Raw genomic sequence first — 23326 nt, forward strand, 5'->3', positions numbered from 1 at the left:
GTCAACCTTTCGCTGCGCTGCGGCGGGTGGCGGCGTTTTTCAGGCGCGGCATCGTTTCCGCGCGGCCGCGATTGGCGTATCTGGTCGGCGGGATCAGGAGGAGCGGGGACGATGGAGCGGGATCGGGCCGAAAATGTGACTACGCGCCTGGCGCAGGTGCGCGAGCGGATCGCCCAGGCGTGCCGCGATGCCGATCGCGACCCGGCCTCGGTCCGGTTGATCGCGGTCTCCAAGACGTTCGGGCCGGAGGAGATCGCCCCCGCCATCGCCGCCGGGCAGCGCCTGTTCGGCGAGAACCGGGTGCAGGAATCGAAAGCCAAATGGCCGTCGCTGCGCGCGACCCATCCCGCTCTTGAACTCCATCTGATCGGCCCGCTGCAGTCCAACAAGGTGCGCGAGGCGCTGACCCTGTTCGACGTGATCCACACGCTGGACCGCCCCTCGCTGGCGCTGGCGCTGGCCAGGGAGCTGCGACGGGCGGATTCCGGTCCACCGCCGCGCCTGCTGGTGCAGGTCAATACCGGCGAGGAACCGCAGAAGGCCGGTGTCGCCCCGCACGAGGTCGACGGGTTTCTCGCCGAATGCCGCGACACCCACGGGCTGGCGATCGAGGGGCTGATGTGCATCCCCCCGGCCGACGAGCCGGCCGCGCCGCATTTTGCCCTGCTCGCCAAGATCGCCCGGCGCAATGGGCTGGAGACGCTCTCCATGGGAATGAGCGGCGACTATGAGGCCGCCATCGCGCTCGGGGCGACGTATGTGCGCGTCGGCAGCGCCATTTTCGGCGGCCGGTAGGGCGCTGGGTTCAGGACGCCCCCGCGAGGTCGAGAAAGGCCTGTGCCGCCTTGGTGGAATAGCGTTCGCGGTGACGCAGCGACAGGAACTGGCGCGAGGGCAGGGGATAGTCGATCAGCGACATGGTGCCGGCGCGCAGCGCGCCTTCCACCACCCGCCGGGAAATCACCGTGACGCCGCTGCCCGCTTCCACCGCTGCCCGCACCGCCTCGTTGGAGGGATATTCCAGCACGGTGCGCAGCGCGGCGGGCGCGACGCCCGCCCCCTGGAGATAGGATTCGAAGATGGCGCGGGTGCCAGATCCGGGCTCGCGCAGCACCCACGGGCCTTCCGCCAGCTCGGCGGGCCCGGCAGGGGGGCGCCAGTGCCAGCGATGCGTCACCGGCGCCACCAGCACCATCTCGTCGGCGGCGATCGGCGTCGCCGCCAGCACCGGCGCGTCGATGTCGCCCTCGATGAAGCCGAGATCGGCGGAACCCTCCTGCACCCGCGAGGCGACGAAATCGGTGTTGCCGATGGCGAGACTCACCGAAACGCCGGGATAGCGGCCGCGATAGCGCTCGATCAGCGGCGGCAGCCAGTAATTGGCCACCGTCTGGCTTCCCGCCAGCGCCAGTGAGCCATGGACCAGCCCGGCGAGGTCGGCCAGCACCTTCTCGGCGGCGCAGGCGCGGGCGAGCACGGCGCGCGCCTCGGGCAGGAACAGCCGTCCGGCCTCGGTGAGCACGATGCCGCGGCCGACCCGGTCGAACAGGCGGGTGGCGTGGCGCGCCTCCAGCGCGGCGATGGCGGCGCTGGTGGCCGAGGGCGTCAGGTGAATGTCCCGGGCGGCCTGCGTGACGTGCTCGCGCTCGGCCACGGCAACGAAGATACGCAGCTGTTCCAGGGTCATCCGCCGTCCTCGGCCTCGCTCAGGTGGTCATCATTACCAGAGCGAGGCTGAACAGGGCGATGAAAGCGAAGGCGGCGAAGCCCAGGAGGAACGGCCGCACCCCCTTGGCGCGCAGCTTGGCGATGTCGGTTTCCAGCCCCATCGCCGCCAGCGCCATGGAGAGCATGAAGGTGGTGAGCAGCACCAGCGCCGCCTTCATTTCCGCCGGCAGGGTGACGAGGCTGTTCAGCCCCACCATGGCGAGGAAGCCGAGCACGAACCACGGCATGGGCGGCCGGGCGTGGCCGGCGCCATGGCCATGCCCGGCGGCACGGCGGGCGGCGACGAGGCCGAGCGCGATCACCATCGGCGCCAGCAGCATGACGCGGGAGAGCTTGGCGATGGTGCCGAACTCGCCCGCCGCCGGCCCATCCTGATAGGCGGCCGCGACCACCTGGGCGATCTCGTGGATCGAGGCGCCGGCCCACAGCCCGTAGGCGTGCGGCGAAAGGTCCAGCGCCGCCGGCAGCAGCGGGTAGAGGAACATCGCCACCGAGCCGAACACCGTGACGCAGGCCACGGCATAGGCGACGTCCTCGTCATGCGCGCGGGTCACCGTATTGGCGGCGATCACCGCCGAGGCGCCGCAGATCGAGGTGCCGGCGGCGATGAGCTGGGCGAGGCCGCGCTCGACCCCGATCAGCCGGCCGAGCCAGGTGGTGAACAGGAAGGTGGAGACCAGGGTGAGGGCGATCACCGCCAGCCCGGTCGCGCCGACTTCGGCCACCTGCGCCGCGGTGAGCTGCAGCCCCAGCAGCACGATGGCCGCGCGCAGGATGCGCCGCATGGCGAAGGTGACGCCCGGCTTGGCCCGCGCCGGCGTGCCGATGAGGTTGTGGAAGCCGATCCCGATGATGATGGCGAGGATCATCGGGCTCAGCACGCCGACCATGGGCAACTGGCGCAGGCCGAAGCCGAGGCCGGCGATGCCTGCCGTCAGCAGCAGCCCCGGCAGGAGGGCGGTGCTGCGGGCCTTCGCCGGCCGACCGTCGGCAATGTCGTATTGTGCAACCATGAGCGTCGACCCTTCTGCGGCAATGAATTCTGATCGCAGGCGGAGATCGTTCAATCAAACGCATTATATCGTACAAATAATTCGATAAAATCGAATATACGCGCGCCACTCGTGCCGTCTGACGACCCGTGCCCGGTTTCATCGCTGGTTTGCCGGCGAACTGAATCTGGATGCCCACTGAGACGCAGCCCGCGCCGACGGCGGTCCTGGGTCAGCTGCCGGCGTCTTGGCCCGTGCGGCGGTCACGTTTCATGGCCTTTCCCCTGTGTGGGTCCGGGCGGCCTTGCCGGGCGCCGGCGGAACACGGCTGCGGAGGAGGCGCCCGTTCTCCACCGCGGGTTGAACCGGGCGCCCCGGCATGGTCTGCTTTCGTCAGGGGGAGGACATCGACCTATGGCCCGCCGGCAATCCGAACGATCCGGCGGGTGCCAGCCTATCTGGCCACCGCGATGGCGGTGGCGAGGCCTGTGGCCGGGAAGCGGCTCCGAGCCAAAGGCGAGGCGCCGAGCCGGGGACGGCGCCCTCGCGGTCGCTCGCTCGCCCTTCACAGGGCTGCGTGATGAGCGGGCCGTGCCCGCCGCCGCCGGGGCCGCGGATCAGCCGCCGGTGGCGAGTTCCAGCCGCCGGTCGAAGCGCAGCGCCACCAGCGTGCAGATCGCGCCGGAGAGCAGATAGGCGCCCGAGGCGAGCAGGCCGAAATGGCTGGAGAGCAGCAGCGCCGCGAGCGGCGCGAAGCCGGCCCCGAACAGCCAGGCCAGATCATTGGTGAGCGCCGAGGCGGTGTAGCGGTATTTCGGCGCGAAATGCGAGGCCACGACGCCGGAGGACTGGCCGAAGGAGATGCCGAGCAAAGTGAAGGCGAGCACCATGAACAGCGCCTCGCCGACCACGCCGCCGGCGAGCAGTTGCGGTGCGAAGCCGCTGAACGCGGCGATCGCCACCGCCGAACCGCCGAGCAGCGCCCGCCGCCCCACCCGGTCGGCGATGGTGCCGGAGACCAGCACGGCGGCGAGGCCGCAAAAGGCGGCCAGTGCCTCGATCAGCAGGAAGCGGGTCGGCCGCTCCGAGGTGAACAGGAACACCCAGGAGAGCGGGAACACCGTGACCATGTGGAACAGCGCGAAGGTCGCCAGCGGCGCGAAGGCGCCGATCAGGATGCCCCGACCCTCCACCCGCAGCGTCTCGGACACCTTCTGCGGTTCGAGATCGCCGCTCTCGAACAGCCTGGCATATTGCGGCGTCACCGCCATGCGCAGCCGGGCGAACAGCGCCACCACATTGATGGCGAAGGCGACGAAGAACGGGTAGCGCCAGCCCCAGTCGTAGAAATCGGCGGCCGAGAGGTTGCCGAGGAAGAAGGCGAACAGCGCGCTGGCGATGATGAGGCCGATCGGCGCGCCGAGTTGTGGTAACATGGCGTACCAGCCCCGCCGGCCCGCCGGCGCGTTGATGGCGAGCAGCGGCGCCAGCCCGTCCCAGGTGCCGCCCCAGGCGACGCCCTGGCCGATGCGGAACACCGCGAGCAGCCAGATCACCGCCGCGCCGATGGTGTCGTAGGACGGCAGGAAGGCGATGGCGACGGTCGAGGTTCCCAGCAGGAACAGCGCCGCCGCCAGCTTGGCGCCGCGCCCGTGATGGCGGTCGATCGCCATGAAAAGCGTGGTGCCGAAGGGCCGCGCAATGAACGCCAGCGCGAAGATCGCGAAGGAATAGAGCGTACCCGTCAGCGGATCGACGAAGGGGAACACCAGCTTCGGAAACACCACCACCGAGGCGATGGCGTAGACGAAGAAGTCGAAAAACTCCGAGGCGCGCCCGATGACGACACCGACAGCTATCTCGCCCGGGTCGACATCACCGCGATGGGCGTGGATTTCCCGGGCGTCCTGCTCGATCTGGGTGACAGGTGTGGCCATAGTCCTTACCGAAGCTGGAAAAGATGTAGACTTTAATCTTGCGGGTTATCTGGGCTTTCGAATTCGCACGGCACGTCTATCATCGTTCTCTACTCGCCGGCATGCGACACTTCGACCGCGCAGATTGCACTTGATATTATAATTGCTGCGATGCAGCTATTGGCTCCTGGATCGTGACATCGCGAGTGTACATGCCGTTACGTCGCATTAAACTCATCGCATGGCTGCCGCTGGCCCTGGCTCTTGGCGGTTGCAACTTCGTCGTGCTCGACCCGACGGGGGACATTGCTGCGCAGCAGCGAGATCTCCTTCTGGTGTCGACCCTCCTGATGCTGCTCATCATCCTGCCGGTGATGGGGCTGACCATCTTCTTCGCCTGGAAGTATCGCGCGTCCAACACGGCGGCCCCCTACGATCCGGAGTGGAGCCATTCGACCCAGATGGAGCTCATCATCTGGTCGGCGCCGCTCCTCATCATCATCTGCCTCGGCGCGCTCACCTGGATGGGCACGCATCTGCTCGACCCCTACCGCCCCCTCGATCGCCTCTCGGCCGAGGAGCCGGTACCTGACGGCGTCACGCCGCTCGATGTCGAGGTCGTGGCGCTCGACTGGAAATGGCTGTTCATCTACCCCGAGCAGGGCATCGCCACGGTCAACGACCTGGCCGCGCCGGTCGGGCGGCCGCTCCGCTTCCGCATCACTGCCTCCTCGGTGATGAACGCCTTCTACGTGCCGACGCTGGCAGGCATGATCTACGCCATGCCGAGCATGCGGACCGAACTCCATGCCGTCGCCAACTCGCCGGTCGATTCGCGCGGCTTCTCGTCCAACTACAGCGGTGCCGGCTTCTCGCAGATGTACTTCCGCTTCCGGGCCCTGCCGGAGGCCGACTTCCAGAACTGGGTGGCCGAGGCCAAGGCGAGCGACGCGCCGCTGACCCGTGCCGCCTATCTCGACCTCGAACGGCCCAGCGAGAACGTCCCGGTGCGCCGCTACTCCACGGTCGACGCCACGCTGTTCGACGCCATCCTCAACCTGTGCGTCGAGCCTGGCAAGATGTGCATGAGCGACATGATGGCGATCGACGCCAAGGGGGGGCTCGGGCTGGAAAGCGTCGGCAACGTACTGCCGCTGACCTATGACAAGCACGCCCGCCGCGGCACGGTGTTCGGCGGTGCGCCGAGCTATGTGGTCGGCATCTGCACGCCGGAGGAACTGTCCACCGCGCTGACGCTGTCCGCCGGCGCGCCGGCGGGCGCGCGGTCGGCCGAACCGGTGCGCGGCGCCGGCCTGCCTTTCCGGACGTTGACGCTGCCGACCTCCGCCTCGCCCCTTGTCCCGATCAGCCTGCCGGCGAGCGGGGCCCTTGCGGGCCCGCGCCGGCCTTCCAACTCCTGACGGCCACCATGAACGAGTCACCGATCATCGAGCCCAGCTTCCTTCTGGGTCGGTTCACCCTAGAGGCCATCCCCTATCACGAGCCGATCCTGGTCGTGACCTTCATCGTCGTCGCGCTTGGCGGCCTCGCGGTGCTGGGCGCGCTCACCTATTTCCGGCTGTGGGGCTATCTCTGGCGCGAATGGTTCACCAGCGTCGACCACAAGAAGATCGGCATCATGTACATGGTGCTGGGCATCATCATGCTGCTGCGCGGCTTCGCCGATGCCATCATGATGCGCGCCCAGCAGGCCCTCGCCTTCGGCGGCTCGGAAGGCTACCTGCCGTCCCACCATTACGACCAGATCTTCACCGCCCATGGCGTGATCATGATCTTTTTCGTGGCCATGCCGATGGTCACCGGGCTGATGAACTTCGTGGTGCCGCTGCAGATCGGCGCGCGCGACGTGTCCTTTCCGTTCCTCAACAATTTCTCGTTCTGGATGACGGTGTCGGGCGCGGTGCTGGTGATGAGCTCGCTGTTCGTCGGCGAGTTCGCCAAGACCGGCTGGCTCGCCTATCCCCCGCTCTCGGGCATCGGCTACAGCCCCTATGTCGGCGTCGACTACTATATATGGGCGCTGCAGATCGCCGGCGTCGGCACCTTGCTGTCGGGGGTCAACCTCATCTGCACCATCGTGAAGATGCGCGCGCCCGGCATGACGATGATGAAGATGCCGATCTTCACCTGGACCGCGCTGTGCACCAACGTGCTGATCGTCGCCGCCTTCCCGGTGCTGACCGCGGTGCTGGCCCTGCTCGCCGCCGACCGCTATCTCGGCTTCAACTTCTTCACGAACGACTTCGGGGGCAACCCGATGATGTACGTGAACCTGATCTGGATCTGGGGCCACCCGGAGGTCTACATCCTCATCCTGCCGGCCTTCGGCATCTTTTCCGAGGTCACCTCGACCTTCGCCGGCAAAAGGCTGTTCGGCTACACCTCGATGGTCTACGCCACCGTCGTCATCACCATCCTGTCCTACCTGGTGTGGCTGCACCACTTCTTCACCATGGGCTCGGGCGCCAGCGTCAACTCGTTCTTCGGCATCACCACCATGATCATCTCGATCCCGACGGGCGCGAAGATGTTCAACTGGCTGTTCACCATGTATCGCGGCCGCATCCGCTTCGAGCTGCCGATGATGTACACCATCGCCTTCATGCTGACCTTCGTGATCGGCGGCATGACCGGCGTGCTGCTCGCCGTGCCGCCGGCCGACTTCGTGCTGCACAACTCGCTGTTCCTGGTGGCGCATTTCCACAATGTTATCATCGGCGGCGTGCTGTTCGGTCTGTTCGCCGGCATCGCCTTCTGGTGGCCGAAGGCGTTCGGATTCACGCTCGACCCGTTCTGGGGCAAGCTGTCGTTCTGGTTCTGGGTGACGGGCTTCTACTTCGCCTTCATGCCGCTCTATGTGCTGGGGCTAATGGGCGTGACCCGGCGGCTGCGCGTGTTCGACGACCCCTCGCTGCACATCTGGTTCATCATCGCCGCCTTCGGCGCCTTCCTTATCGCCTGCGGCATTGCCTGCTTCCTGATCCAGATCGCCGTTTCCATCGCGCGGCGGGAGCGGCTGCGCGACACCACGGGCGACCCGTGGAACGCACGCACGCTGGAATGGGCGACCTCCTCACCGCCGCCGGCCTATAATTTCGCCTTCACCCCGGTGGTGCACGATCTCGATGCATGGTGGGACATGAAGCAGCGCGGCTATTCGCGCCCGCTGGCCGGCTTCAAGCCGATCCACATGCCGAGGAATTCCGGCACCGGGCCGATCCTGGCGGGGCTCAGCTTCGTGCTCGGCTTCGCGCTCATCTGGTACATCTGGTGGCTGGCCGCGCTGGCCTTCGTGGCGCTGATCGTCACCGTCATCGCCCATACTTTCAACTACAACAGGGATTTCGACATTCCGGCTGCGGAGGTCACCCGCGCCGAGGAGGCGCGAACCGCCCTGCTGGCGCAAACCGCACGGGTGACGGCATGAGCACGGCTGTGACCACTGCCGCGACCGCTGCCGGCGAGGCGCCGGTCTTCTACGCGGTCGATGAGCACCCGCACCCGGAAGGCCACAGCACGCCGCTGGGCTTCTGGATCTATCTGATGAGCGACTGCCTCATCTTCGCGGTGCTGTTCGCGATCTACGGCGTGCTCGGCACCAACTATGCCGCCGGCCCCGGCCCGCGCGAGCTGTTCGACCTGAACCTCGTCGCGCTCAACACCTCGATGCTGCTGTTCTCCTCCATCACCTACGGCTTCGCCATGCTGGCGATGGCGAAGGACCAGAAGGGGGCGACGCTGGCCTGGCTCGCCATCACCGGCCTGTTCGGCCTCGCCTTCCTCGGCATCGAGCTGTACGAGTTCCACCACCTGATCAGCGAGGGCGCCACGCCCCAGCGCAGCGCCTTTCTCTCTTCCTTCTTCGCCCTGGTCGGCACGCATGGGCTGCACGTCACCTTCGGCACCATCTGGCTGGTGACGCTAATGGTGCAGGTGGTCCAGCGCGGGCTGGTGGTTGCCAACAAGCGCCGGCTGATGTGCCTGTCCATGTTCTGGCACTTTCTCGACGTGGTCTGGATCGGCGTGTTCACCTTCGTCTACCTGATGGGAGTGCTGCGATGAGCGCGCACGAGACCACCGCCGCTCACGGGCCGGACGGCCATGGCGCGCATGAATCGGGCGAGGCGCATGGCTCGCTCGGGGGCTATCTCACCGGCTTCGTGCTCTCGGTCATCCTCACCGCCATTCCGTTCTGGCTGGTGATGAGCGGCGCACTGGGCAGTGCCACGGTCACCGCCTTCGCCATCATGGGCTTCGCCATGGTGCAGATCGTGGTGCACATGATCTATTTCCTGCACATGAGTTTCCGCTCCGAGGGCGGCTGGTCGCTGCTCGCGCTCGGCTTCACCCTGATTCTGGTGGTGATCACGCTGTCGGGGTCGCTGTGGGTGATGTACCACCTCAACACCAACATGATGCCCAGCATGCACGAGATGAGGCGCATGCCGTGAGCCGCCTCGGGTAAGGCGTCGTGGCCGGGGCTCGGAAGCGGGGCGCGCGGTTCGCCCTGCTCGCATTGTGCGCCTTCTTCGCCCTGCTGTTCGCCGGCCTCGGCGTCTGGCAGGTGAAGCGGCTGGCCTGGAAGCTCGACCTCATCGCCCGGGTCGAGGCCCGGCTCCACGCGCCGCCGGTCGACGCCCCGGCCCCTGCGGCTTTCAGCCCTGCCGACGAATACCGGCGGGTCGCGCTCGAAGGCCATTACCTCAACGACCGCGAGACGCTGGTGCAGGCCGTCACCGAGCTGGGCGGTGGCTTCTGGGTTCTCACCCCCTTCGAGACGACGCGCGGCGTCACCATCCTGGTCAATCGCGGCTTCGTGCCTCCGGAGAAGCGTGCGCCGGAAGACCGCGCGGCGGGACGGATCGAGGGCGAAACCCGCCTTGTCGGCCTTTTGCGTCTCACCGAACCCGGCGGCGGCTTCCTGCGCAGCAACGATGCCGCGAACGAGCGCTGGTTCTCGCGCGATGTGGCGGCCATCGCGCAGGCGCGCGGGCTGGAGCCGGTGGCCGCCGTCGCGCCCTATTTCGTCGACGCGGCGGCCGCGCCGGTGCCGGGTGGCCTGCCCGTCGGCGGGTTGACGGTGGTGCATTTCTCCAACAATCACCTCGTCTACGCGCTGACCTGGTTCGCGTTGGCCGCTATGTGCGTGGGCGCCGCCGTCCTCACCTGGCGCGGGCGCGCGGGCCGCGACGAAGCCGCCTAACCCTCATCCGAGCGACGGAACGGCAGGCACGGAAGCCTGCCGTTCCGTCGCTCGGGATGCGGAGCGCCGCTATCCGCCGAGCGATTTCTCCGCCCTGGAACTCAGCCAGGAGGATCTCGACGCCCTGACCCAGTTCACTCGAGGCGCGTGGTCCGGCCTCATGCCCCCCGTCCGGGGGCGATCATCGTGAGAAGCGCCCGCTCCGTTGTGTATTGTCGAAGCCGCGCGACTTTATTGCAGCGCGATCAACAGAGGCCGCCATGGATATCCGTCAGTTCCGCTACTTCATCACAGTGGCCGAGCTTCTGCATTTCAGTCGCGCGGCGGAGGTCCTCGGGATCACGCCGCCATCCATGACGAAGCAGATCCAGGAGATCGAGCGTGATCTGGGCGTCCGGCTTTTTCAGCGCACGAAGCGAATGGTGCGGTTGACGGCGGCCGGCGCCATTTTTCTTGACGAGGCCCGCCGTGTCGTTGCCCAGGCGGAGCGCGCGGAAGAGGCGGCGCGGCGCGCGGGACGCGGCGAACTCGGTCATATCGAGATTGGCTACGTCGCTTCCACCGCCTTTGCCGACGTGCTCCAGACACAGATCAGAACGTACCGCGCCGCCTGCCCCGATGTGCAGGTCAACTGCCGGGAAATCGTGATGGAGCGTCTGCCGGCCATGCTGGACGAGGGGCAGATCGACATCGCTTTTCTGCGCCCGCCGATCGGCTATCCCCCCGGAATCCGGTCGGTGACGCTCCTGCGCGACCCTTTCGTTGTCGCCCTCCACGCGGGACATGCGCTGGCGTCGCATGAACGGATCCAGCCCCGCGATCTCTCCGGCGAGACCTTCATTCTGCCGGAACAGGAGGCGGGGACGATGGAGATGGCGCGAAGAGGGGGGTTCGAGCCGAAGCTGGGGCCGCGGCCGGGCAGTCTCGTCGCGGTGGTCACACTGGTCTCGCTCGGCGGCGGCACCGCCATCATCCCGGCGTCGCTCTTCCGGGCGGTCAATCTGCCGAATGTCGTTGTTCGCGACCTCACCGGGCCGCCCATCCTTTCGGAGATCGCCGCCGCTTTCCGCCTGAGCGAGGCGGCGCCGGCGACGCTGACCCTGATAGCCCAGCTACGGGCGGCCGGCCGCGAATTGAAGGGTGCCAATAATTAGCCAGATGGATAATTATATCGTTCTATAATTGCAATTCACGGCAGGGCAGGCAGGTGAAATAGTCCCGCCATGTTCGATCGTTCCGCCGGCACCGGCACATGGGAAGGCCCGCCCGGATAGCCGCGTTGTCACCATGCCCTCACGCCCACCCCTGAACTTCGGTTGGAGTCTCCGGATGTCGCCAGCGCGCATTACCCGTGTCACCGCCCGTCCCGTGATCGCGCCGCTCATGCGGCCGTTGCGCACGGCGAGCGGGGTGATGGAGAGCGCGCCGCTGGTTCTCGTCGACCTCGAAACCGAGACCGGGGTGGTCGGACGCGCCTACGCCTTCGCCTACACGCCGGTGCTTCTCGGCGCGCTCGCCCGTCTGACCGCCGACGCCGGGGGGCTGCTTGAGGGCAGGCCGGTGCAACCCTATGTGCTCACGCGGTTTCTGCGTGCGCGTTTCGTGCTCGCGGGCACGCCGGGCCTGCTCGACATGGCGCTCGCCGCTCTCGACGTTGCGGCCTGGGACGCCCATGCCAGGATCGCCGGCCTGCCACTGGTGCGGCTGCTCGGCGGCGAGCCGGTGGACCTGCCCGCCTATGCCAGCTTCGGCATGGAGGGGGCGGAGGTACTTCCACGCCTCTGCGCCGAGGCGGTTCAACAGGGCTTCGGCGCGGTGAAGATCAAGATCGGACATGCGACCTTGGCCGAGGACCTCAATGTGGTGCGGCAGGTGAAGCGCGGCATCGGCGACGATGCCGTGCTGCTGGTCGACTACAATCAGAGCCTGAGCGTGCCGGAGGCGGTGACCCGCTGCCGCGCGCTGGACCAGGAAGGTCTCGCCTGGATCGAGGAGCCGACCCGCTACGACGATACGGCCGGCCATGCCCGTATCGCGGCCGAGACATGCACGCCGCTGCAACTCGGCGAAAACCTGTGGGGACCGGCGGCGATCGCCGAGAGCCTCGCGGCCGGCGCTTCCGACCTGATGATGCCGGACCTCATCAAGGTCGGCGGCGTCACCGGCTGGCTCGCCGCCGCCGCCATCTGCCAGGCCGCCCGGGTGCCGGTGAGCAACCACTTCTTCCAGGAGGCGAGCGCCCATCTCATGGCGGTGACGCCGACCGCCCAATTCGTCGAGTTCTTCGATCTCGCCGGACCGGTGCTGCGCACCGCCCTGACCGCGCGCGACGGCGCGGTGCGCGCGGGCGAGGAGCCCGGCCTCGGAATCGACTGGGACGAAGACGCCATCGCCCGCTACGCCGCGTGACGCCGACCCCGGGAAACCAACGGAGGACATCCCCATGAAGACCTACCCGCGATTCAAGGCGGCGGCCTGCCATGCCGCCCCGGTCTATTTCGACGCCGACGCCACAGTGGAAAAGGCCTGCGCCTGGATCGAGGAGGCGGCGAACAACGGCGCCGAGCTGATCGCCTTCCCCGAGGCCTTCATTGCCTCCTTCCCGGTATGGTCGGCGGTCTGGGCGCCCGTGGACGTGCACGATTTCTTCCGCGCCCTCGTCGGGTCCTCGGTGCGGGTGAACGGCCCGGAAATGGCGCGGATCCGTTCCGCCGCCAGGCGTCACGGCGTTTTCGTCTCGATCGGCATCAACGAGGCGACGCCGATCAGCGACGGCTGCGTCTTCGATACCAATGTGCTGATCGGTGACGACGGCGCGCTGCTCAATGTCCACCGCAAGCTGGTGCCGACCTATTGGGAGAAACTCACCTGGTCGAATGGCGACGGCAGCGGGCTGCGTGTCGCCGAGACGCGCATCGGACGCATAGGAGCCCTCGTCTGCGGCGAGAACACCAACGCCCTCGCCCGTTTCACCCTGCTCGCGCAGGGCGAGAACGTGCACATCTCCTCGTTCTCGCCGCGCTGGCCGACTCATCCGCCCGGCGAGCCTGCCTACGATCTCGAGGCGGCGATCCGGCTGCGCGCCGGCGCCCACGCCTTCGAGGGCAAGCTGTTCAACATCGTCGCTTCCGGCTTCCTGCCCCCCGAAGCCATTGACCTCATCAGCCGCGACAATAGCCGCGCGCGGCAGTTGCTCGAGGAGGCGTCCAAGAGCGTATCGATGATCATCGGCCCGGACGGTCAACCGATGGGCAAGACCCTCAAGGACGAGGAAGGCATCATCTATGGAGAGATCGACCTCGCACGCTGCGTGGTTCCGAAGCAGTTCCAGGATGTGGTCGGCTACTACAACCGCTTCGACGTGTTCCAGCTCAAGGTGAACCGTCGCGCGCTGGTTCCGGTGGAGTTCGTCGAATTCTCAGCCGAGAGTCCGTCCGCCGCCGAATTCGTCTCGCCCGGATTCGAGTTCGAGGAACCCACGACCTGAACCACTCCCCGCGAGGCCGCGCGCGGCGTGTGTGCCGGATCGCACCGGCGGGACAGGGCCAGAACGGCTGCTGTGCCTCGGTGCGATCATGGCCGAAGCGGGAGCGCGAACCGTCAGGCCGAGGGGGCGAAGGCTCCCTTTCGTCGACGCTGGCGCCCGCGCGGCCATCCCGGTCGCCATTGGCACCCGGCGGCGCGCGCCCTGTTTCGATGGCGTCACCTATGGCAGCACTCCCAGCCGCGGGGGCGCGTTCGCGATATGATCGGTCATCGTGGTTATAAGGGCCCGCAGCCGCTGAGACCCGCTATCTGACTTCCGATCACCTGCGGCAGGACGGCGATGCCGATGCCTTGCGGGCACATGCGACCCTGCACGTTCCGATTGTTCGAGCGGAGGGCGGGCCGCGCATTCGGGAAGCTCTATGGGGGCGGCCGTGGCCGTTGGAATTTCCACACGGTCCTCGGCACGCGCGCCGATGCGGCGGCCCTGCCGGGCACGCGCGAAAACGCCCGGCCGAAGACCGGCTCGGCCGCAGAGGGCGTTCCCCGCGAAGGCCATCGAACAGAGACGACATGCGGTCAACCATCGGTCGAGACGGTCACGGCCTTCCACGCCTCAATCTCATGCTTCAGGCGTTCGATCCTGTCCGACACGAGACCGAGGGCATCACTGCCCATCAGAAGCTGCGGCGGCGGGTTGCCGGACGCGATCAGGTCCAGGACGGCGGTCGCAAGCTTGTCGGGATCGCCAAGCTGCTTGCCGCTCTTGACCTGCCGCGCCTGCCGGATCGGATCGAACAGCGCGTCGTAGTCCGCGATCGAGCGCTCGGTCCTGATCATCGAACGTCCGGCCCAGTCGGTCCGGAATGAGCCGGGGCACAGCGCCGTCACATGGACGCCGAACGGCGCCATCTCCGCACGCATGACTTCCGAGATGCCCTGGAGGGCGAACTTACTCCCGCAGTAATAGGCGATGCCGGGCATGGTGATCATGCCGCCCATCGAGGTCACGTTGACGATGAACCCGCTGCGCCTTTCGCGGAATCGCGGCAGGAAGGCCTTGGCGACCGCGACCGCGCCGAAGACGTTCACGTCGAACTGGCGCCGCATCTGTTCGAGTGGCGCCTCCTCCAGAATGCCCTCATGACCGTAGCCGGCATTGTTGACCAGCACGTCCACCGGCCCGTTGTCCTCCTCTGCCTGCCGGACCACGTCGGCGATCCGGTCGAACTCCGTGACGTCGCAAAGGATGGACTGCACCGCCGGCAAACGCGCCGCGAGGCTCGCCCGTGACTGTTCCGAGCGAACGGTGCCGATGACCTTGTGGCCCCGGCGGATCGCGGCCGCGGCGATCGCGAAGCCGAAGCCCGAATTCGCGCCGGTGATGAAGAAGGTCTTCCCTGACATGATTGCACCTCGTTGCTACTGAGTGCCATGACGGATAATCTTCGGAACGGCGGCTCTCCAGCGTGAGAATTATGAAGTTCTTGCCAAATCCTATGAATGCGGAGAACGAGCACCCGGCGCGCCGTGAACTGGTGGCGCTGGCCGGGCTGCTTGCGCCCCGCCATGGCTACAACGCGACCGGGCTCGCCAATGTCCGCCTTCTCAGGACCGAGGCGGTGCTTCACGATATCCCCGTGCTCTACCGGCCGGGCGCGGTGTTCGTGCTGCAGGGCCGCAAGCAGGGCATGCTCGAGGGTGAGGTCTATCTCTATGACGAGGAGCACTATCTGGCGGTGTCGGTGCCTGTTCCCTTCCGGATGGAATCCGTGGCCAGCGCCGGGCGCCCGCTGCTTGCCGTCTATGTCGAATTCGACCTGCGTCTGGCCGCCGAGATCGCCTCGGAAGTGGGCGCGAGGCGTTCCGAGGCTGTGGCGGCCAGGGTAAGGGGTCTGGCCTCCAGCCGGATGGAACCGGAGATCGAGGACGTGGTGCGGCGTCTGCTGCGGGCGCTGCGCGATCCGGTCGAGTGTGCCGTTCTGGGGGCCGGCATCCTGCGCGAACTGCATTACCGGGTGCTGATCGGCCCGCAAGGCGGCGCGATGATTTCGGCTCTGCAGCAGCGGGGGCCGTCCGGCAGGATCGTGCAAAGCCTGGCCCGGCTGCGCGAGAGCTATGGTGCCACCATTTCCGTCGCCGCTCTGGCCAGCGAGGCGGGGATGAGCGTTCCCTCCTACCACGTCCACTTCAAGGCGCTGACGGGCAGCACGCCGATCCAGTATGTGAAGGCGATAAGGCTGCACGAGGCGCGGCGGATGATCGCCCGCCGGGACGGCACGATCGCTCAGGTCGCCGCATCGGTCGGCTATGCCAGTCCCGCCCAGTTCAGCCGTGACTTCAAGCGGCATTTCCGCCGGACGGCATCGGAGGAGGCCAGATGGGTTCGCCAGCATCTGGGCGAACTGGGCTGAACGGCGCGAGGTTTCCCGGTTGACCCCTGGACGACGCGGGAGTTGACAGTCTTCCTACTAGAAGGTAGACAGAGGCATGAGCAACCTGTCCACTACCTCCGACGACATCCTGACCTGTGCCCGTTCGCTGATCGTCGCCGGCGGCTATAACGGTTTCAGCTATGCCGACATCGCCGACGTGGTCGGGATACGCAAGGCAAGCATCCATCACCATTTTCCCAGCAAGGCCGATCTCGTCCGCACGCTGGTGGCGCGCTATCGCAAGGAAGCCGAGGCGGGGATGGCGAATCTCGAACGCCAGGTGTCCGATCCGCTCGAACGGCTGCGGTTCTATCTCGGCTACTGGGAGGCCTGCATCACGGACGCCAGCGCGCCGTTCTGTGTCTGTGCGCTGCTGGCAAGCCAGCTTCCGGTCCTTCCCGAGCAGGTGGGCGTGGAGGTCCGGGCGCATTTCCGCGCCTTGTCGGCGTGGCTGGCTTCCTTGCTGGAGCGCGGCGCGCTGCATGGCCGCCTTCAACTGGTGGGCAGCCCTTCCGCCGAGGCCGAAACCTTCATGGCGACAGTTCACGGCGCGATGCTTTCGGCACGCGCCTATGGCGATCCGAAGATATTCGCCGTCGTCACGGGCCCACTCCTGGAACGGCTCGCCGCGCGCTCGCCTTTGTGACGGAAGGCGCGCGCGGGCCGTCACAACCGAGAATCATGGCCGCCGGGTGATCGCGAAACCGACCCTCCTGCCGGCCGACGGATCCGAGCCCATCCGCACCTGCTGCGGGCAGGGCTGAACGAACGGCACTTTTCGTCGCCGGGAGACGCCAGATCGGTTGCGGCCGACTTCCGTCGAACGGCCCGGGGCGGCGGTGACGCTCGCCTCGCAAATCTACCTACTAGTTGAAAGGATTTTCCGATGACAATGACTCAAGACAATCTCGCCCCTACCGGGCAGGAACAGTGGCTGAAGCATTATTATTTCGCCCGCACGGTGTTTTCCGCTGCCTGGGTGGCGGCGGCGTTTACGGTCGGACGGCAATCCCCGACGATCGGGACCATCCTGCTCGTCGCATATCCCGCCTGGGACGCCCTGGCCAATTACATCGATGCGTCGCGTAGCGGAGGATTGGGCCGCAATCGCACGCAGGCGATCAACGTCGCCGTCAGCGTGGCGACAACGCTGGCCGTCATTCTCGCCCTGACGATGAGCATGAATTGGGTCATCGGGGTGTTCGGCGTCTGGGCGATCCTGTCCGGCCTGCTTCAGCTCGGCACCGCGCTGCGCCGGTGGAAAAGCTCCGGCGCGCAGTGGGCGATGATCCTGAGCGGGGCGCAATCCGCGCTGGCAGGCACCTTCTTCATCGTGCAGTCGCAAATGCCGATGCCGCCATCGATCGCCAACATAGCCGGCTATGCGGCTGTCGGCGCGCTCTACTTTCTGATTTCGGCCGTGTGGCTGACCGTCAGCCAATCGCGCAGGAAGGCCGCATAGGCCCTCCTATCCCGGCGGGGCCGGCCGTCCCGGCGACAACTGTCCACAGGAAGACACAGGCGCGCCGGCAGACGGCCGAACGGCGGGGTCCTTCGGGAGGCTGAATACCGCACGCCCGCCGGTCATCGCGTCCTGCCCCGTCGCGCGGAAGCCGATGGGAGAGCCGCCAGCCGTCTTCAAAGCCGAGCAGGCGGCAGGATGCGCCGGCCCGTATCGCCGCGCTTCGAAAAAGCCGCGAACCCGGGGCGGCCTGGTTTCGATCAGGAAGATGGAAAGGGAGATGGGCGGCCCTGGTCCCCGAATCGTCAGTCTGGGGAAATGGTGCCGCTTGTCAGACTCGAACTGACGACCTCCGCATTACGAATGCGATGCTCTACCAACTGAGCTAAAGCGGCACGCGCGGCTCTGATAGCGGCGAAGCGCGGCTTTTTCAAGCGCCGCGGCGCGCGGATGCGGCCTGAGGCGCCCGCCCCGGACCGATTCGAGGCTTCCGACAGGCTCAGCCTCAGCCCCAGGGCCCGCGCCGCTCCCCGCCGGAGCGGCGACGTCCCCACACCGCGCTCGATGGCTGCGACCGGCTGGCGCCCGCCCACGGGCCACCCTGTGGCGCGGCGCTCGGGCCGGCATCCGGCGACAATCCGCCTTGGGCGCCCATCTGCCGGGCCAGTGCCTCAAGCGCGGCGATCCGGTTCTCGGTGGCCGGATGGGTCGAGAACAGGCTGTCCATCCGCTCGCCCGACAACGGGTTGATGATGAACATGTGCGCGGTCGCCGGGTTGTGCTCGGCCGGCATGTTGGGCACCTGGTGCACGGCATTGGAGATCTTCGCCAGTGCCGAGGCCAGCCGCAGCGGCTGGCCGCAAATCTGCGCGCCGAGCTTGTCGGCCTCATATTCGCGCGAGCGCGACACCGCCATCTGCACCACCATGGCGGCCAGCGGGGCGAGGATCATCATCGCGATGGTGCCGATGATGCCGAACGGATTGTTGTTGTTGCGGTTGCCGCCGAAGAACATGGCGAAGTTCGCCAGCATGGAGATCGCGCCCGCCAGCGTGGCGGTGATCGTCATGGTCAGCGTGTCGTAATTCTTCACATGCGCCAGCTCATGCGCCATCACGCCGGCGACCTCTTCGCGCGAGAGCGAATTGAGCAGGCCGGTGGTGGCGGCCACCGCCGCATTTGCGGGGTTGCGGCCGGTGGCGAAGGCGTTGGGCTGCGGGTTGTCGATGATGTAGACGCGGGGCATGGGAAGCTGCGCGCGGGCCGCCAGTTCCTCGATCATGGCATGGAAGTCCGGCGCGCTGGCGCGGTCGACTTCGCGGGCGCCGTACATGGACAGCACCATGCGGTCGGAATTCCAGTAGCTGAACACGTTCATGCCGGCCGCGACCAGCAGCGCCAGCACCATGCCGCCCTGCCCGCCGATCATGTAGCCGACGCCCATGAACAGGGCGGTCATGCCCGCGAGCAGGATCGCCGTACGGAAATAGTTCATCGTTCCCTCGTTCGTGCCGCCTGTCGCGGCTTGTCGACGAAGAGAATGGGAAGCGCCGGCCCGCCGCGCAAGATTGCCGGCAGGGGGCCGGGCGCGGGACGGCCGGAGGCTTGACGCGGGCGCGCGCCCGGTGGTTCCAATGGAGCATGAGCCAGAGCGATCCCACCGGACCGATCGTACCGACGATCCACACCATCGGTCTCACCGGTCAGCCCGACCCCCCGCCGGCGCCGGCCCCGCGCCGGCCGCTGACCCCCGCCGCCGAGCGGGCGCTGGCCAAGGCCGCCGCCGGCCGCGCCGCCGCAACAGCGGTAGAAGCGCCGAAGGAGATCGATGGGCGCGGCGGCCCGGAGCCGGTCCGTTACGGCGACTGGGAAGTGAAAGGAATCGCCAGCGATTTCTAGGGGTTGGCGCCAGGCGTCAGTCCTCCGGGCCGGATGACGGGCGGTCGCGGCGCAGCGCCTTGACGCCGGCGCGCCGCGTCTTGCCCTCCAGCCGGCGGATCTTCGAGCCGAGCGTCGGCCGCGTCGGGCGGCGGGTGACCGGCACGAACGCCGCCTCGCGCACCAGTTCCACCAGCCGGGCCAGGGCGTCGGCGCGATTCTGCTCCTGTGTGCGGTAGCGCTGCGCCACCAGCACGAGGACGCCGTCCTTGGTGAGACGCCGGCCGGCCAGCCGCTCCAGCCGCTCTTTCACGTGGTCGGGCAAGGTCTTGGAGCCGCGCACGTCGAATCGCAGTTGCACCGCGCTCGACACCTTGTTGACGTTCTGTCCGCCCGGTCCCGAGGCACGCACGAAGGTCTCGTCGATCTCTTCCTCGTCGAGCCAGACCCGTGGCGTGACCGGGATCATGATCCCCTCTCGCCGTCGATCGCCTCCAGCCGCGCACGGACCCGGTCGAGGTCGGCGAGCGTGGCCGAGACCCTCTCGCTCAGCCGGCGCGTCAGTTCGCGCGCCGCATCGGGATAGCTCTCGAGCGTGCGCAGGAACACGTTGCGGGGAATGCGCACCACCTCGCCCGGCTCCAGCGCCGTCGCCGTGGCCGGCCGCCGGGTCTCGGTCAGCAGCGCCATCTCGCCGATCAGCGCGCCCTCACCCACCCGTGCCGAGTTGCCCGGCCGCGTGGCAAGATCGGGATCCTCCGGCGCGATGAGAAAGGTGCCGCTGCGCACCACATAGGCACAATCGGCGGGCTCCCCTTCGTGAAACAGCGCCTGTCCGCGCGTCAGCGTGAAATGCTCGACGCTGATGGCGATGACGCGCAGTGCCTCACGCCCCATCAATGCGAGCGTCGGCACACGTTCCAGGAAGGCGATGTCGTCCTCGATGGACATTCGGCGGGCGAAACTCCAAGGCAGGACGAATCAATCGGCCTGTCAGGGCAGCAATTTGTATCCCCCGGCCTCGGTGGCAAGCAGGCTGGGGTGGGACGGGTCCTTCTCGATCTTCTGACGAAGGCGATAAATATGCGTCTCGAGGGTATGGGTCGTCACGCCCGAATTATAGCCCCAGACCTCCTGAAGCAGGATTTCGCGCGCCACCGGCTTCTTTCCTGCCCGATAAAGGTATCTGAGTATTGCCGTCTCCTTTTCCGTGAGACGAATTTTCGAGTTGCGCTCCGTCACCAGCATCTTGGCGCCCGGCCGGAAGGTATAGGGCCCGATGGTAAACACCGCGTCCTCGCTCGCCTCGTGCGAGCGCATCTGCGCTCGGATGCGCGCGAGTAGCACCGCGAAGCGAAAGGGCTTGGCGACATAGTCATTGGCACCGGCCTCGAGCCCCATGATGGTGTCGCTGTCGGTATCGTGGCCGGTGAGCATGATCACCGGCGCCTTGAACCCGTTCTGGCGCATCACCCGCACGGCCTCGCGACCGTCCTTGTCCGGCAGGCCGACATCCATCAGCACCAGATCGACGCGGCTCGCCTCGACCTCGCTGATGGCCGCCTGGGCGCTGTCGACGGAAACGACCTCGAATTCGTCGTAGAGCGAGAGCTGTTCCACCAGCGCCTCACGCAGATCCTTGTCGTCGTCGACCACCAAAACTCGCTGAGCGTTCGCCATGTCGCTTTCCCGAATAGCCGCGTTCCTGAAAGGCCGCTGGCCGAAGCCCTTGTTCGTGGCGCCTCGCGCGTCCACTCTCGCGCGGTGCTGGAGTGAAATGCCGTCTGTCCCGAGTAGGCAGGCGGAGCACATTCGGCAAGAGACGATGGTCGCGCACGACGAAGTAGCTGCGGGTTCGTGACGTGATCGTGAACGGAAATCGCGTGAAGAAGAAGTCCCTTCGTACAGAAACACACGGGAAATCCCGATCCGCCTCCCGTCTGCGGGTGATCGCGCGCGCCGCCCGCTACCTTTTTGGCCGGCAGCGCGGCTGGCTGATCCTGGACGGCCGGCCGATTCCCGTGGCGCTCGGCCGCTCGGGCATCCGCGCCGACAAGCGCGAGGGCGACGGGGCGACGCCGAAGGGGGTGTGGCACGCGCGCGAGCTGCGCTATCGGGCCGATCGCGGGCCGCGCCCCATCACCTCCCTGCCCGTGCGCCCGATCCGCCGCGACGACGGTTGGTGCGACGACCCGCGGGACGGGCGCTACAACCGGCCGGTCCGTCTTCCGTTCAGTGCCTCGCATGAGGAAATGTGGCGGGCCGACGGGCTCTACGATCTCGTCGTGGTGCTCGACCACAACAGCCGGCCGCGCCGTGCCCGGCGCGGTTCCGCGGTGTTTCTGCACCTCGCCCGTGCCGGTTTCGAGCCGACCGCGGGCTGCGTCGCCTTTCGCCCGGCCGATCTGCGGCGGGTCCTCGCGCGACTGACCCGCGCCACGGCGATCGAGATCGTCTAGAAGATGGCCGCGACAGGTGGACCCCACCTGTCGCGGAACGTATGTCAGCGCCAGACATACCAGCAGCGGCGGACGCGACGGCCCCAGCGGTCACGGCGCCAGCCGCAGACCCGGCGCCGCCGACGCCGCCGCCGGCCCGGAGGCGGACCGGGAGGTCCCCACTGGGCGGGCTCGATGGAAGTGCCGTCGGGGGTGCTGCCACCGGCAGCCTCCCGGGGAAGTTCTTCGGAAAGCTTTCCGGGAATTCCTTCCTTGAGCTGGCCAAGCACCGCCGCCTGAGCCGGGGTGAGCAACGTGCCTGCCGCGGCCGCCGCTCCGAGGGCCCCAGCGAAACCGAGTAGAAAGCCTCGTCTGTCCATGTCGTCCTCCGCAATTTCCACCCGCACAGCCACGACGGCTTGCGATCCGGTAACGCAGCACGGGGTAGAACGTTCGCCGACCAACGGCAGGCTGGGCCACGATCGCGGCTTTCCCGCGGCATCCTGCCCTTAAGGAAGGGGCTCCGGAACACACTTGCCGCCCGCCTGCCGGCGACCGCTCGAATTGCGGCTTCCGCGCGCCGTCTCGCCCGCCCGCGGCATCGCCTCTTGCCGCCGGCACGGACGCGAGTGATAGTCGGGCAGACGAATCGCGGGGGTCGATCATGAGCGCCTTGGGAACGACGATGCGGGGCGGGCTTGCGATGGCCATCGCCCTGCCGCTGCTGGCGGTGAGCCCGCCCGCCGAGGCGAGCAATTCCACCGGCGCTCTTATCGGCGGCCTTGTCGCCGGGGCACTGGTCGGCTCGGTGGTGACGGCCGCCGCGACCAAGCCCAAGACCTATTACTACGCGCCCCCACCCCCGCCGCCGCCCGGCTATTATCCGCCGCCGCCGCGCCCAACCTATGGCCCGGGCTATTGCGGCGCGCCGCCCTATCCGCCGTGCCGCACACCGGTCTATTGAAGCGTCATCGTCCCGTTCTTCCGGTCAAGCACCAGAGCTTCCCCATGCTGAAGACGACCGTTACCGCGCTCTGCCTGCTGCTGGGCCTTGTTGCCGCCCACGCGCAGGAATCGACCGGCCCTTCGGCCGCCGTGGCCCCGCCGGCCCCGGAGGGGGATACACTCCCCGCCCCGATCGCCTGCTCTTTCGAAAAGGTGTTCGTGTGCGAAGCGTCGGGCTGCGCGCCGTCGCAGGAACTTGGCACGATTGACCTGCCGGCGCGGTTTCTCATCCATTTCGGCGAACAGATCATCGCCAGCACGTCGGATGACGATTTGCCTCATATCAGCTCGATCCAGAGCGTGATCGGGGACGGCGACACGCTGATTCTCGACGGCAACGACAACATGTCCGCCTGGGCCATTGAGCTGTCGCCGTCGAAGTCGGCGGCAACGCTCACCACACTCGCCGGCGGCAAGGTGCTGAGCGCGTTCGGAACCTGCCAGCCAGCGCCCTGAGCGGCGGTGGCCTCAACACCGGCCAGGCGCGCCACCCGCCGGGCGCTGCGGTGAATTTCCGTTCCGGCTTTTCGTCGCCGGCTTGCCACTTGGCGCCGCGCTCTTTTTCGTTATAGAGAACCGCACCATGCGGGCGTGGCGGAACCGGTAGACGCGACGGACTCAAAATCCGTTTCTGGTGACAGAGTGTCGGTTCGAGTCCGACCGCCCGCACCAGTTTTCCAGCATGGCGCTCGGCTTTCGAGCGACACTCGCGGACCGCGGCCGCTGCAGCAGTTCTTGCGCCTACGGCAGTTGGTGCAGCCG

At 67.4% G+C, this 23326-nt stretch carries 24 protein-coding genes and 2 tRNA genes; 17 read left to right on the plus strand and 9 right to left on the minus strand.

Going from position 1 to position 23326, the window contains the following annotated elements:
• Nucleotides 1-111: 111 nt before the first annotated feature.
• Complete coding sequence (locus KHC23_RS14885) at nucleotides 112-795, plus strand: YggS family pyridoxal phosphate-dependent enzyme (RefSeq protein WP_213373445.1); 684 nt, start codon at nucleotides 112-114, stop codon at nucleotides 793-795.
• A 10-nt stretch (nucleotides 796-805) separates the two neighbouring features.
• Here the strand turns inward: KHC23_RS14885 and KHC23_RS14890 are convergent, their stop codons facing one another.
• The 3 genes from KHC23_RS14890 to KHC23_RS14900 all read right to left on the minus strand — a co-directional run bounded on the left by KHC23_RS14890 (nucleotide 806) and on the right by KHC23_RS14900 (nucleotide 4657).
• A complete protein-coding gene (locus KHC23_RS14890) occupies nucleotides 806-1687 on the minus strand; it encodes a LysR family transcriptional regulator (protein WP_213373446.1) in 882 nt (293 codons plus the stop codon).
• 19 nt (nucleotides 1688-1706) lie between these two features.
• The gene (locus KHC23_RS14895) at nucleotides 1707-2741 is read right to left on the minus strand and encodes a YeiH family protein (RefSeq protein WP_213373447.1); all 1035 of its coding nucleotides are present in this window, start codon (nucleotides 2739-2741) and stop codon (nucleotides 1707-1709) included.
• Nucleotides 2742-3337: 596 nt separating this feature from the next.
• Nucleotides 3338-4657, minus strand: a complete 1320-nt coding sequence (locus tag KHC23_RS14900; protein ID WP_213373448.1) for an MFS transporter — start codon at nucleotides 4655-4657, stop codon at nucleotides 3338-3340.
• 191 nt (nucleotides 4658-4848) lie between these two features.
• On the opposite strand from KHC23_RS14900, the gene cyoA reads away from it, so the two are divergent.
• The 8 genes from cyoA to KHC23_RS14940 all read left to right on the plus strand — a co-directional run bounded on the left by cyoA (nucleotide 4849) and on the right by KHC23_RS14940 (nucleotide 13347).
• Nucleotides 4849-6057 carry a ubiquinol oxidase subunit II gene (cyoA, locus tag KHC23_RS14905; protein ID WP_213373449.1) on the plus strand — a complete coding sequence of 403 codons (1209 nt, stop codon included), beginning with the start codon at nucleotides 4849-4851 and terminating at the stop codon, nucleotides 6055-6057.
• An 8-nt stretch (nucleotides 6058-6065) separates the two neighbouring features.
• Nucleotides 6066-8084: a cytochrome o ubiquinol oxidase subunit I gene (gene cyoB / locus KHC23_RS14910; RefSeq protein ID WP_213373450.1), complete on the plus strand. Its 2019-nt coding sequence runs from the start codon at nucleotides 6066-6068 to the stop codon at nucleotides 8082-8084.
• The gene (gene cyoC / locus KHC23_RS14915) at nucleotides 8081-8719 is read left to right on the plus strand and encodes a cytochrome o ubiquinol oxidase subunit III (RefSeq protein ID WP_213373451.1); all 639 of its coding nucleotides are present in this window, start codon (nucleotides 8081-8083) and stop codon (nucleotides 8717-8719) included. Before cyoB ends, cyoC begins: the two co-directional genes overlap by 4 nt.
• A complete protein-coding gene (gene cyoD / locus KHC23_RS14920; RefSeq protein ID WP_213373452.1) occupies nucleotides 8716-9108 on the plus strand; it encodes a cytochrome o ubiquinol oxidase subunit IV in 393 nt (130 codons plus the stop codon). The genes cyoC and cyoD overlap by 4 nt, the downstream gene beginning before the upstream one ends.
• A 20-nt stretch (nucleotides 9109-9128) precedes the next feature.
• Nucleotides 9129-9860 (plus strand): SURF1 family protein, encoded by a 732-nt coding sequence (locus tag KHC23_RS14925; RefSeq protein ID WP_213373453.1) that lies wholly within the window; start codon nucleotides 9129-9131, stop codon nucleotides 9858-9860.
• Between the two features lie 260 nt (nucleotides 9861-10120).
• Nucleotides 10121-11014 (plus strand): LysR family transcriptional regulator, encoded by an 894-nt coding sequence (locus KHC23_RS14930; protein ID WP_213373454.1) that lies wholly within the window; start codon nucleotides 10121-10123, stop codon nucleotides 11012-11014.
• A 175-nt stretch (nucleotides 11015-11189) separates the two neighbouring features.
• Nucleotides 11190-12269: an enolase C-terminal domain-like protein gene (locus KHC23_RS14935; RefSeq protein WP_246544630.1), complete on the plus strand. Its 1080-nt coding sequence runs from the start codon at nucleotides 11190-11192 to the stop codon at nucleotides 12267-12269.
• Nucleotides 12270-12303: 34 nt separating this feature from the next.
• On the plus strand, nucleotides 12304-13347 hold the full coding sequence (locus KHC23_RS14940) for a carbon-nitrogen hydrolase family protein (protein WP_213373456.1): 1044 nt from the start codon (nucleotides 12304-12306) through the stop codon (nucleotides 13345-13347).
• A gap of 578 nt (nucleotides 13348-13925) precedes the next feature.
• Here the strand turns inward: KHC23_RS14940 and KHC23_RS14945 are convergent.
• Entirely contained in the window at nucleotides 13926-14753 is an 828-nt protein-coding gene (locus tag KHC23_RS14945; RefSeq protein WP_213373457.1) for an oxidoreductase, read from the minus strand.
• A gap of 71 nt (nucleotides 14754-14824) precedes the next feature.
• Between KHC23_RS14945 and KHC23_RS14950 the strand changes: the two genes are divergently transcribed.
• From KHC23_RS14950 to KHC23_RS14960, 3 genes are all read left to right on the plus strand, one after another.
• Complete coding sequence (locus KHC23_RS14950; protein WP_213373458.1) at nucleotides 14825-15760, plus strand: AraC family transcriptional regulator; 936 nt, start codon at nucleotides 14825-14827, stop codon at nucleotides 15758-15760.
• A 76-nt stretch (nucleotides 15761-15836) separates the two neighbouring features.
• Nucleotides 15837-16427, plus strand: coding sequence for a TetR/AcrR family transcriptional regulator (locus KHC23_RS14955; RefSeq protein WP_213373459.1), 591 nt, complete (start codon nucleotides 15837-15839; stop codon nucleotides 16425-16427).
• A 240-nt stretch (nucleotides 16428-16667) separates the two neighbouring features.
• Nucleotides 16668-17243 (plus strand): DUF308 domain-containing protein, encoded by a 576-nt coding sequence (locus tag KHC23_RS14960; RefSeq protein WP_213373460.1) that lies wholly within the window; start codon nucleotides 16668-16670, stop codon nucleotides 17241-17243.
• 319 nt (nucleotides 17244-17562) lie between these two features.
• Here the strand turns inward: KHC23_RS14960 and KHC23_RS14965 are convergent.
• A tRNA-Thr gene (locus KHC23_RS14965) sits at nucleotides 17563-17638 on the minus strand.
• A gap of 110 nt (nucleotides 17639-17748) precedes the next feature.
• Nucleotides 17749-18738: a zinc metalloprotease HtpX gene (gene htpX, locus KHC23_RS14970; protein WP_213373461.1), complete on the minus strand. Its 990-nt coding sequence runs from the start codon at nucleotides 18736-18738 to the stop codon at nucleotides 17749-17751.
• Nucleotides 18739-18932: 194 nt separating this feature from the next.
• On the opposite strand from htpX, the gene KHC23_RS24430 reads away from it, so the two are divergent.
• Nucleotides 18933-19142 carry a DUF1674 domain-containing protein gene (locus KHC23_RS24430; protein ID WP_271188695.1) on the plus strand — a complete coding sequence of 70 codons (210 nt, stop codon included), beginning with the start codon at nucleotides 18933-18935 and terminating at the stop codon, nucleotides 19140-19142.
• A gap of 16 nt (nucleotides 19143-19158) precedes the next feature.
• Here KHC23_RS24430 and arfB read toward each other — a convergent pair whose 3' ends face one another.
• The 3 genes from arfB to KHC23_RS14990 are packed head-to-tail and all read right to left on the minus strand — an operon-like array spanning nucleotide 19159 to nucleotide 20801.
• Complete coding sequence (gene arfB, locus KHC23_RS14980; protein WP_213373463.1) at nucleotides 19159-19590, minus strand: alternative ribosome rescue aminoacyl-tRNA hydrolase ArfB; 432 nt, start codon at nucleotides 19588-19590, stop codon at nucleotides 19159-19161.
• Entirely contained in the window at nucleotides 19587-20072 is a 486-nt protein-coding gene (locus KHC23_RS14985; RefSeq protein ID WP_213373464.1) for a cyclic nucleotide-binding domain-containing protein, read from the minus strand. Before KHC23_RS14985 ends, arfB begins: the two co-directional genes overlap by 4 nt.
• Nucleotides 20073-20114: 42 nt before the next feature.
• Nucleotides 20115-20801 carry a response regulator transcription factor gene (locus KHC23_RS14990; protein ID WP_213373465.1) on the minus strand — a complete coding sequence of 229 codons (687 nt, stop codon included), beginning with the start codon at nucleotides 20799-20801 and terminating at the stop codon, nucleotides 20115-20117.
• A 203-nt stretch (nucleotides 20802-21004) separates the two neighbouring features.
• Here KHC23_RS14990 and KHC23_RS14995 point away from each other — a divergent pair, with 203 nt between their 5' ends.
• The 4 genes from KHC23_RS14995 to KHC23_RS15010 all read left to right on the plus strand — a co-directional run bounded on the left by KHC23_RS14995 (nucleotide 21005) and on the right by KHC23_RS15010 (nucleotide 23236).
• A complete protein-coding gene (locus tag KHC23_RS14995) occupies nucleotides 21005-21580 on the plus strand; it encodes a L,D-transpeptidase family protein (RefSeq protein WP_271188687.1) in 576 nt (191 codons plus the stop codon).
• Nucleotides 21581-22223: 643 nt separating this feature from the next.
• The gene (locus KHC23_RS15000) at nucleotides 22224-22523 is read left to right on the plus strand and encodes a hypothetical protein (protein WP_213373467.1); all 300 of its coding nucleotides are present in this window, start codon (nucleotides 22224-22226) and stop codon (nucleotides 22521-22523) included.
• A 44-nt stretch (nucleotides 22524-22567) separates the two neighbouring features.
• On the plus strand, nucleotides 22568-23020 hold the full coding sequence (locus KHC23_RS15005) for a hypothetical protein (protein WP_213373468.1): 453 nt from the start codon (nucleotides 22568-22570) through the stop codon (nucleotides 23018-23020).
• 129 nt (nucleotides 23021-23149) lie between these two features.
• A tRNA-Leu gene (locus KHC23_RS15010) sits at nucleotides 23150-23236 on the plus strand.
• The last annotated feature ends 90 nt before the right edge of the window (nucleotides 23237-23326 follow it).

This window comes from Ancylobacter dichloromethanicus (assembly GCF_018390645.1).
GTDB lineage: Bacteria > Pseudomonadota > Alphaproteobacteria > Rhizobiales > Xanthobacteraceae > Ancylobacter > Ancylobacter dichloromethanicus.

Coding starts and splice junctions, on each gene's coding strand:
- KHC23_RS14990 (WP_213373465.1), bottom strand. CDS start 20,801: ATGGCGAACGCTCAGCGAGTTTTGGTGGTCGACGACGACAAGGATCTG.
- KHC23_RS14895 (WP_213373447.1), bottom strand. CDS start 2,741: ATGGTTGCACAATACGACATTGCCGACGGTCGGCCGGCGAAGGCCCGC.
- cyoB (WP_213373450.1), top strand. CDS start 6,066: ATGAACGAGTCACCGATCATCGAGCCCAGCTTCCTTCTGGGTCGGTTC.
- cyoA (WP_213373449.1), top strand. CDS start 4,849: ATGCCGTTACGTCGCATTAAACTCATCGCATGGCTGCCGCTGGCCCTG.
- KHC23_RS14985 (WP_213373464.1), bottom strand. CDS start 20,072: ATGTCCATCGAGGACGACATCGCCTTCCTGGAACGTGTGCCGACGCTC.
- KHC23_RS14935 (WP_246544630.1), top strand. CDS start 11,190: ATGTCGCCAGCGCGCATTACCCGTGTCACCGCCCGTCCCGTGATCGCG.
- KHC23_RS14955 (WP_213373459.1), top strand. CDS start 15,837: ATGAGCAACCTGTCCACTACCTCCGACGACATCCTGACCTGTGCCCGT.
- KHC23_RS14900 (WP_213373448.1), bottom strand. CDS start 4,657: ATGGCCACACCTGTCACCCAGATCGAGCAGGACGCCCGGGAAATCCAC.
- cyoD (WP_213373452.1), top strand. CDS start 8,716: ATGAGCGCGCACGAGACCACCGCCGCTCACGGGCCGGACGGCCATGGC.
- KHC23_RS14950 (WP_213373458.1), top strand. CDS start 14,825: ATGAAGTTCTTGCCAAATCCTATGAATGCGGAGAACGAGCACCCGGCG.
- KHC23_RS14930 (WP_213373454.1), top strand. CDS start 10,121: ATGGATATCCGTCAGTTCCGCTACTTCATCACAGTGGCCGAGCTTCTG.
- KHC23_RS14960 (WP_213373460.1), top strand. CDS start 16,668: ATGACAATGACTCAAGACAATCTCGCCCCTACCGGGCAGGAACAGTGG.
- cyoC (WP_213373451.1), top strand. CDS start 8,081: ATGAGCACGGCTGTGACCACTGCCGCGACCGCTGCCGGCGAGGCGCCG.
- arfB (WP_213373463.1), bottom strand. CDS start 19,590: ATGATCCCGGTCACGCCACGGGTCTGGCTCGACGAGGAAGAGATCGAC.
- KHC23_RS14885 (WP_213373445.1), top strand. CDS start 112: ATGGAGCGGGATCGGGCCGAAAATGTGACTACGCGCCTGGCGCAGGTG.
- KHC23_RS14890 (WP_213373446.1), bottom strand. CDS start 1,687: ATGACCCTGGAACAGCTGCGTATCTTCGTTGCCGTGGCCGAGCGCGAG.
- htpX (WP_213373461.1), bottom strand. CDS start 18,738: ATGAACTATTTCCGTACGGCGATCCTGCTCGCGGGCATGACCGCCCTG.
- KHC23_RS14940 (WP_213373456.1), top strand. CDS start 12,304: ATGAAGACCTACCCGCGATTCAAGGCGGCGGCCTGCCATGCCGCCCCG.
- KHC23_RS15000 (WP_213373467.1), top strand. CDS start 22,224: ATGAGCGCCTTGGGAACGACGATGCGGGGCGGGCTTGCGATGGCCATC.
- KHC23_RS15005 (WP_213373468.1), top strand. CDS start 22,568: ATGCTGAAGACGACCGTTACCGCGCTCTGCCTGCTGCTGGGCCTTGTT.
- KHC23_RS14945 (WP_213373457.1), bottom strand. CDS start 14,753: ATGTCAGGGAAGACCTTCTTCATCACCGGCGCGAATTCGGGCTTCGGC.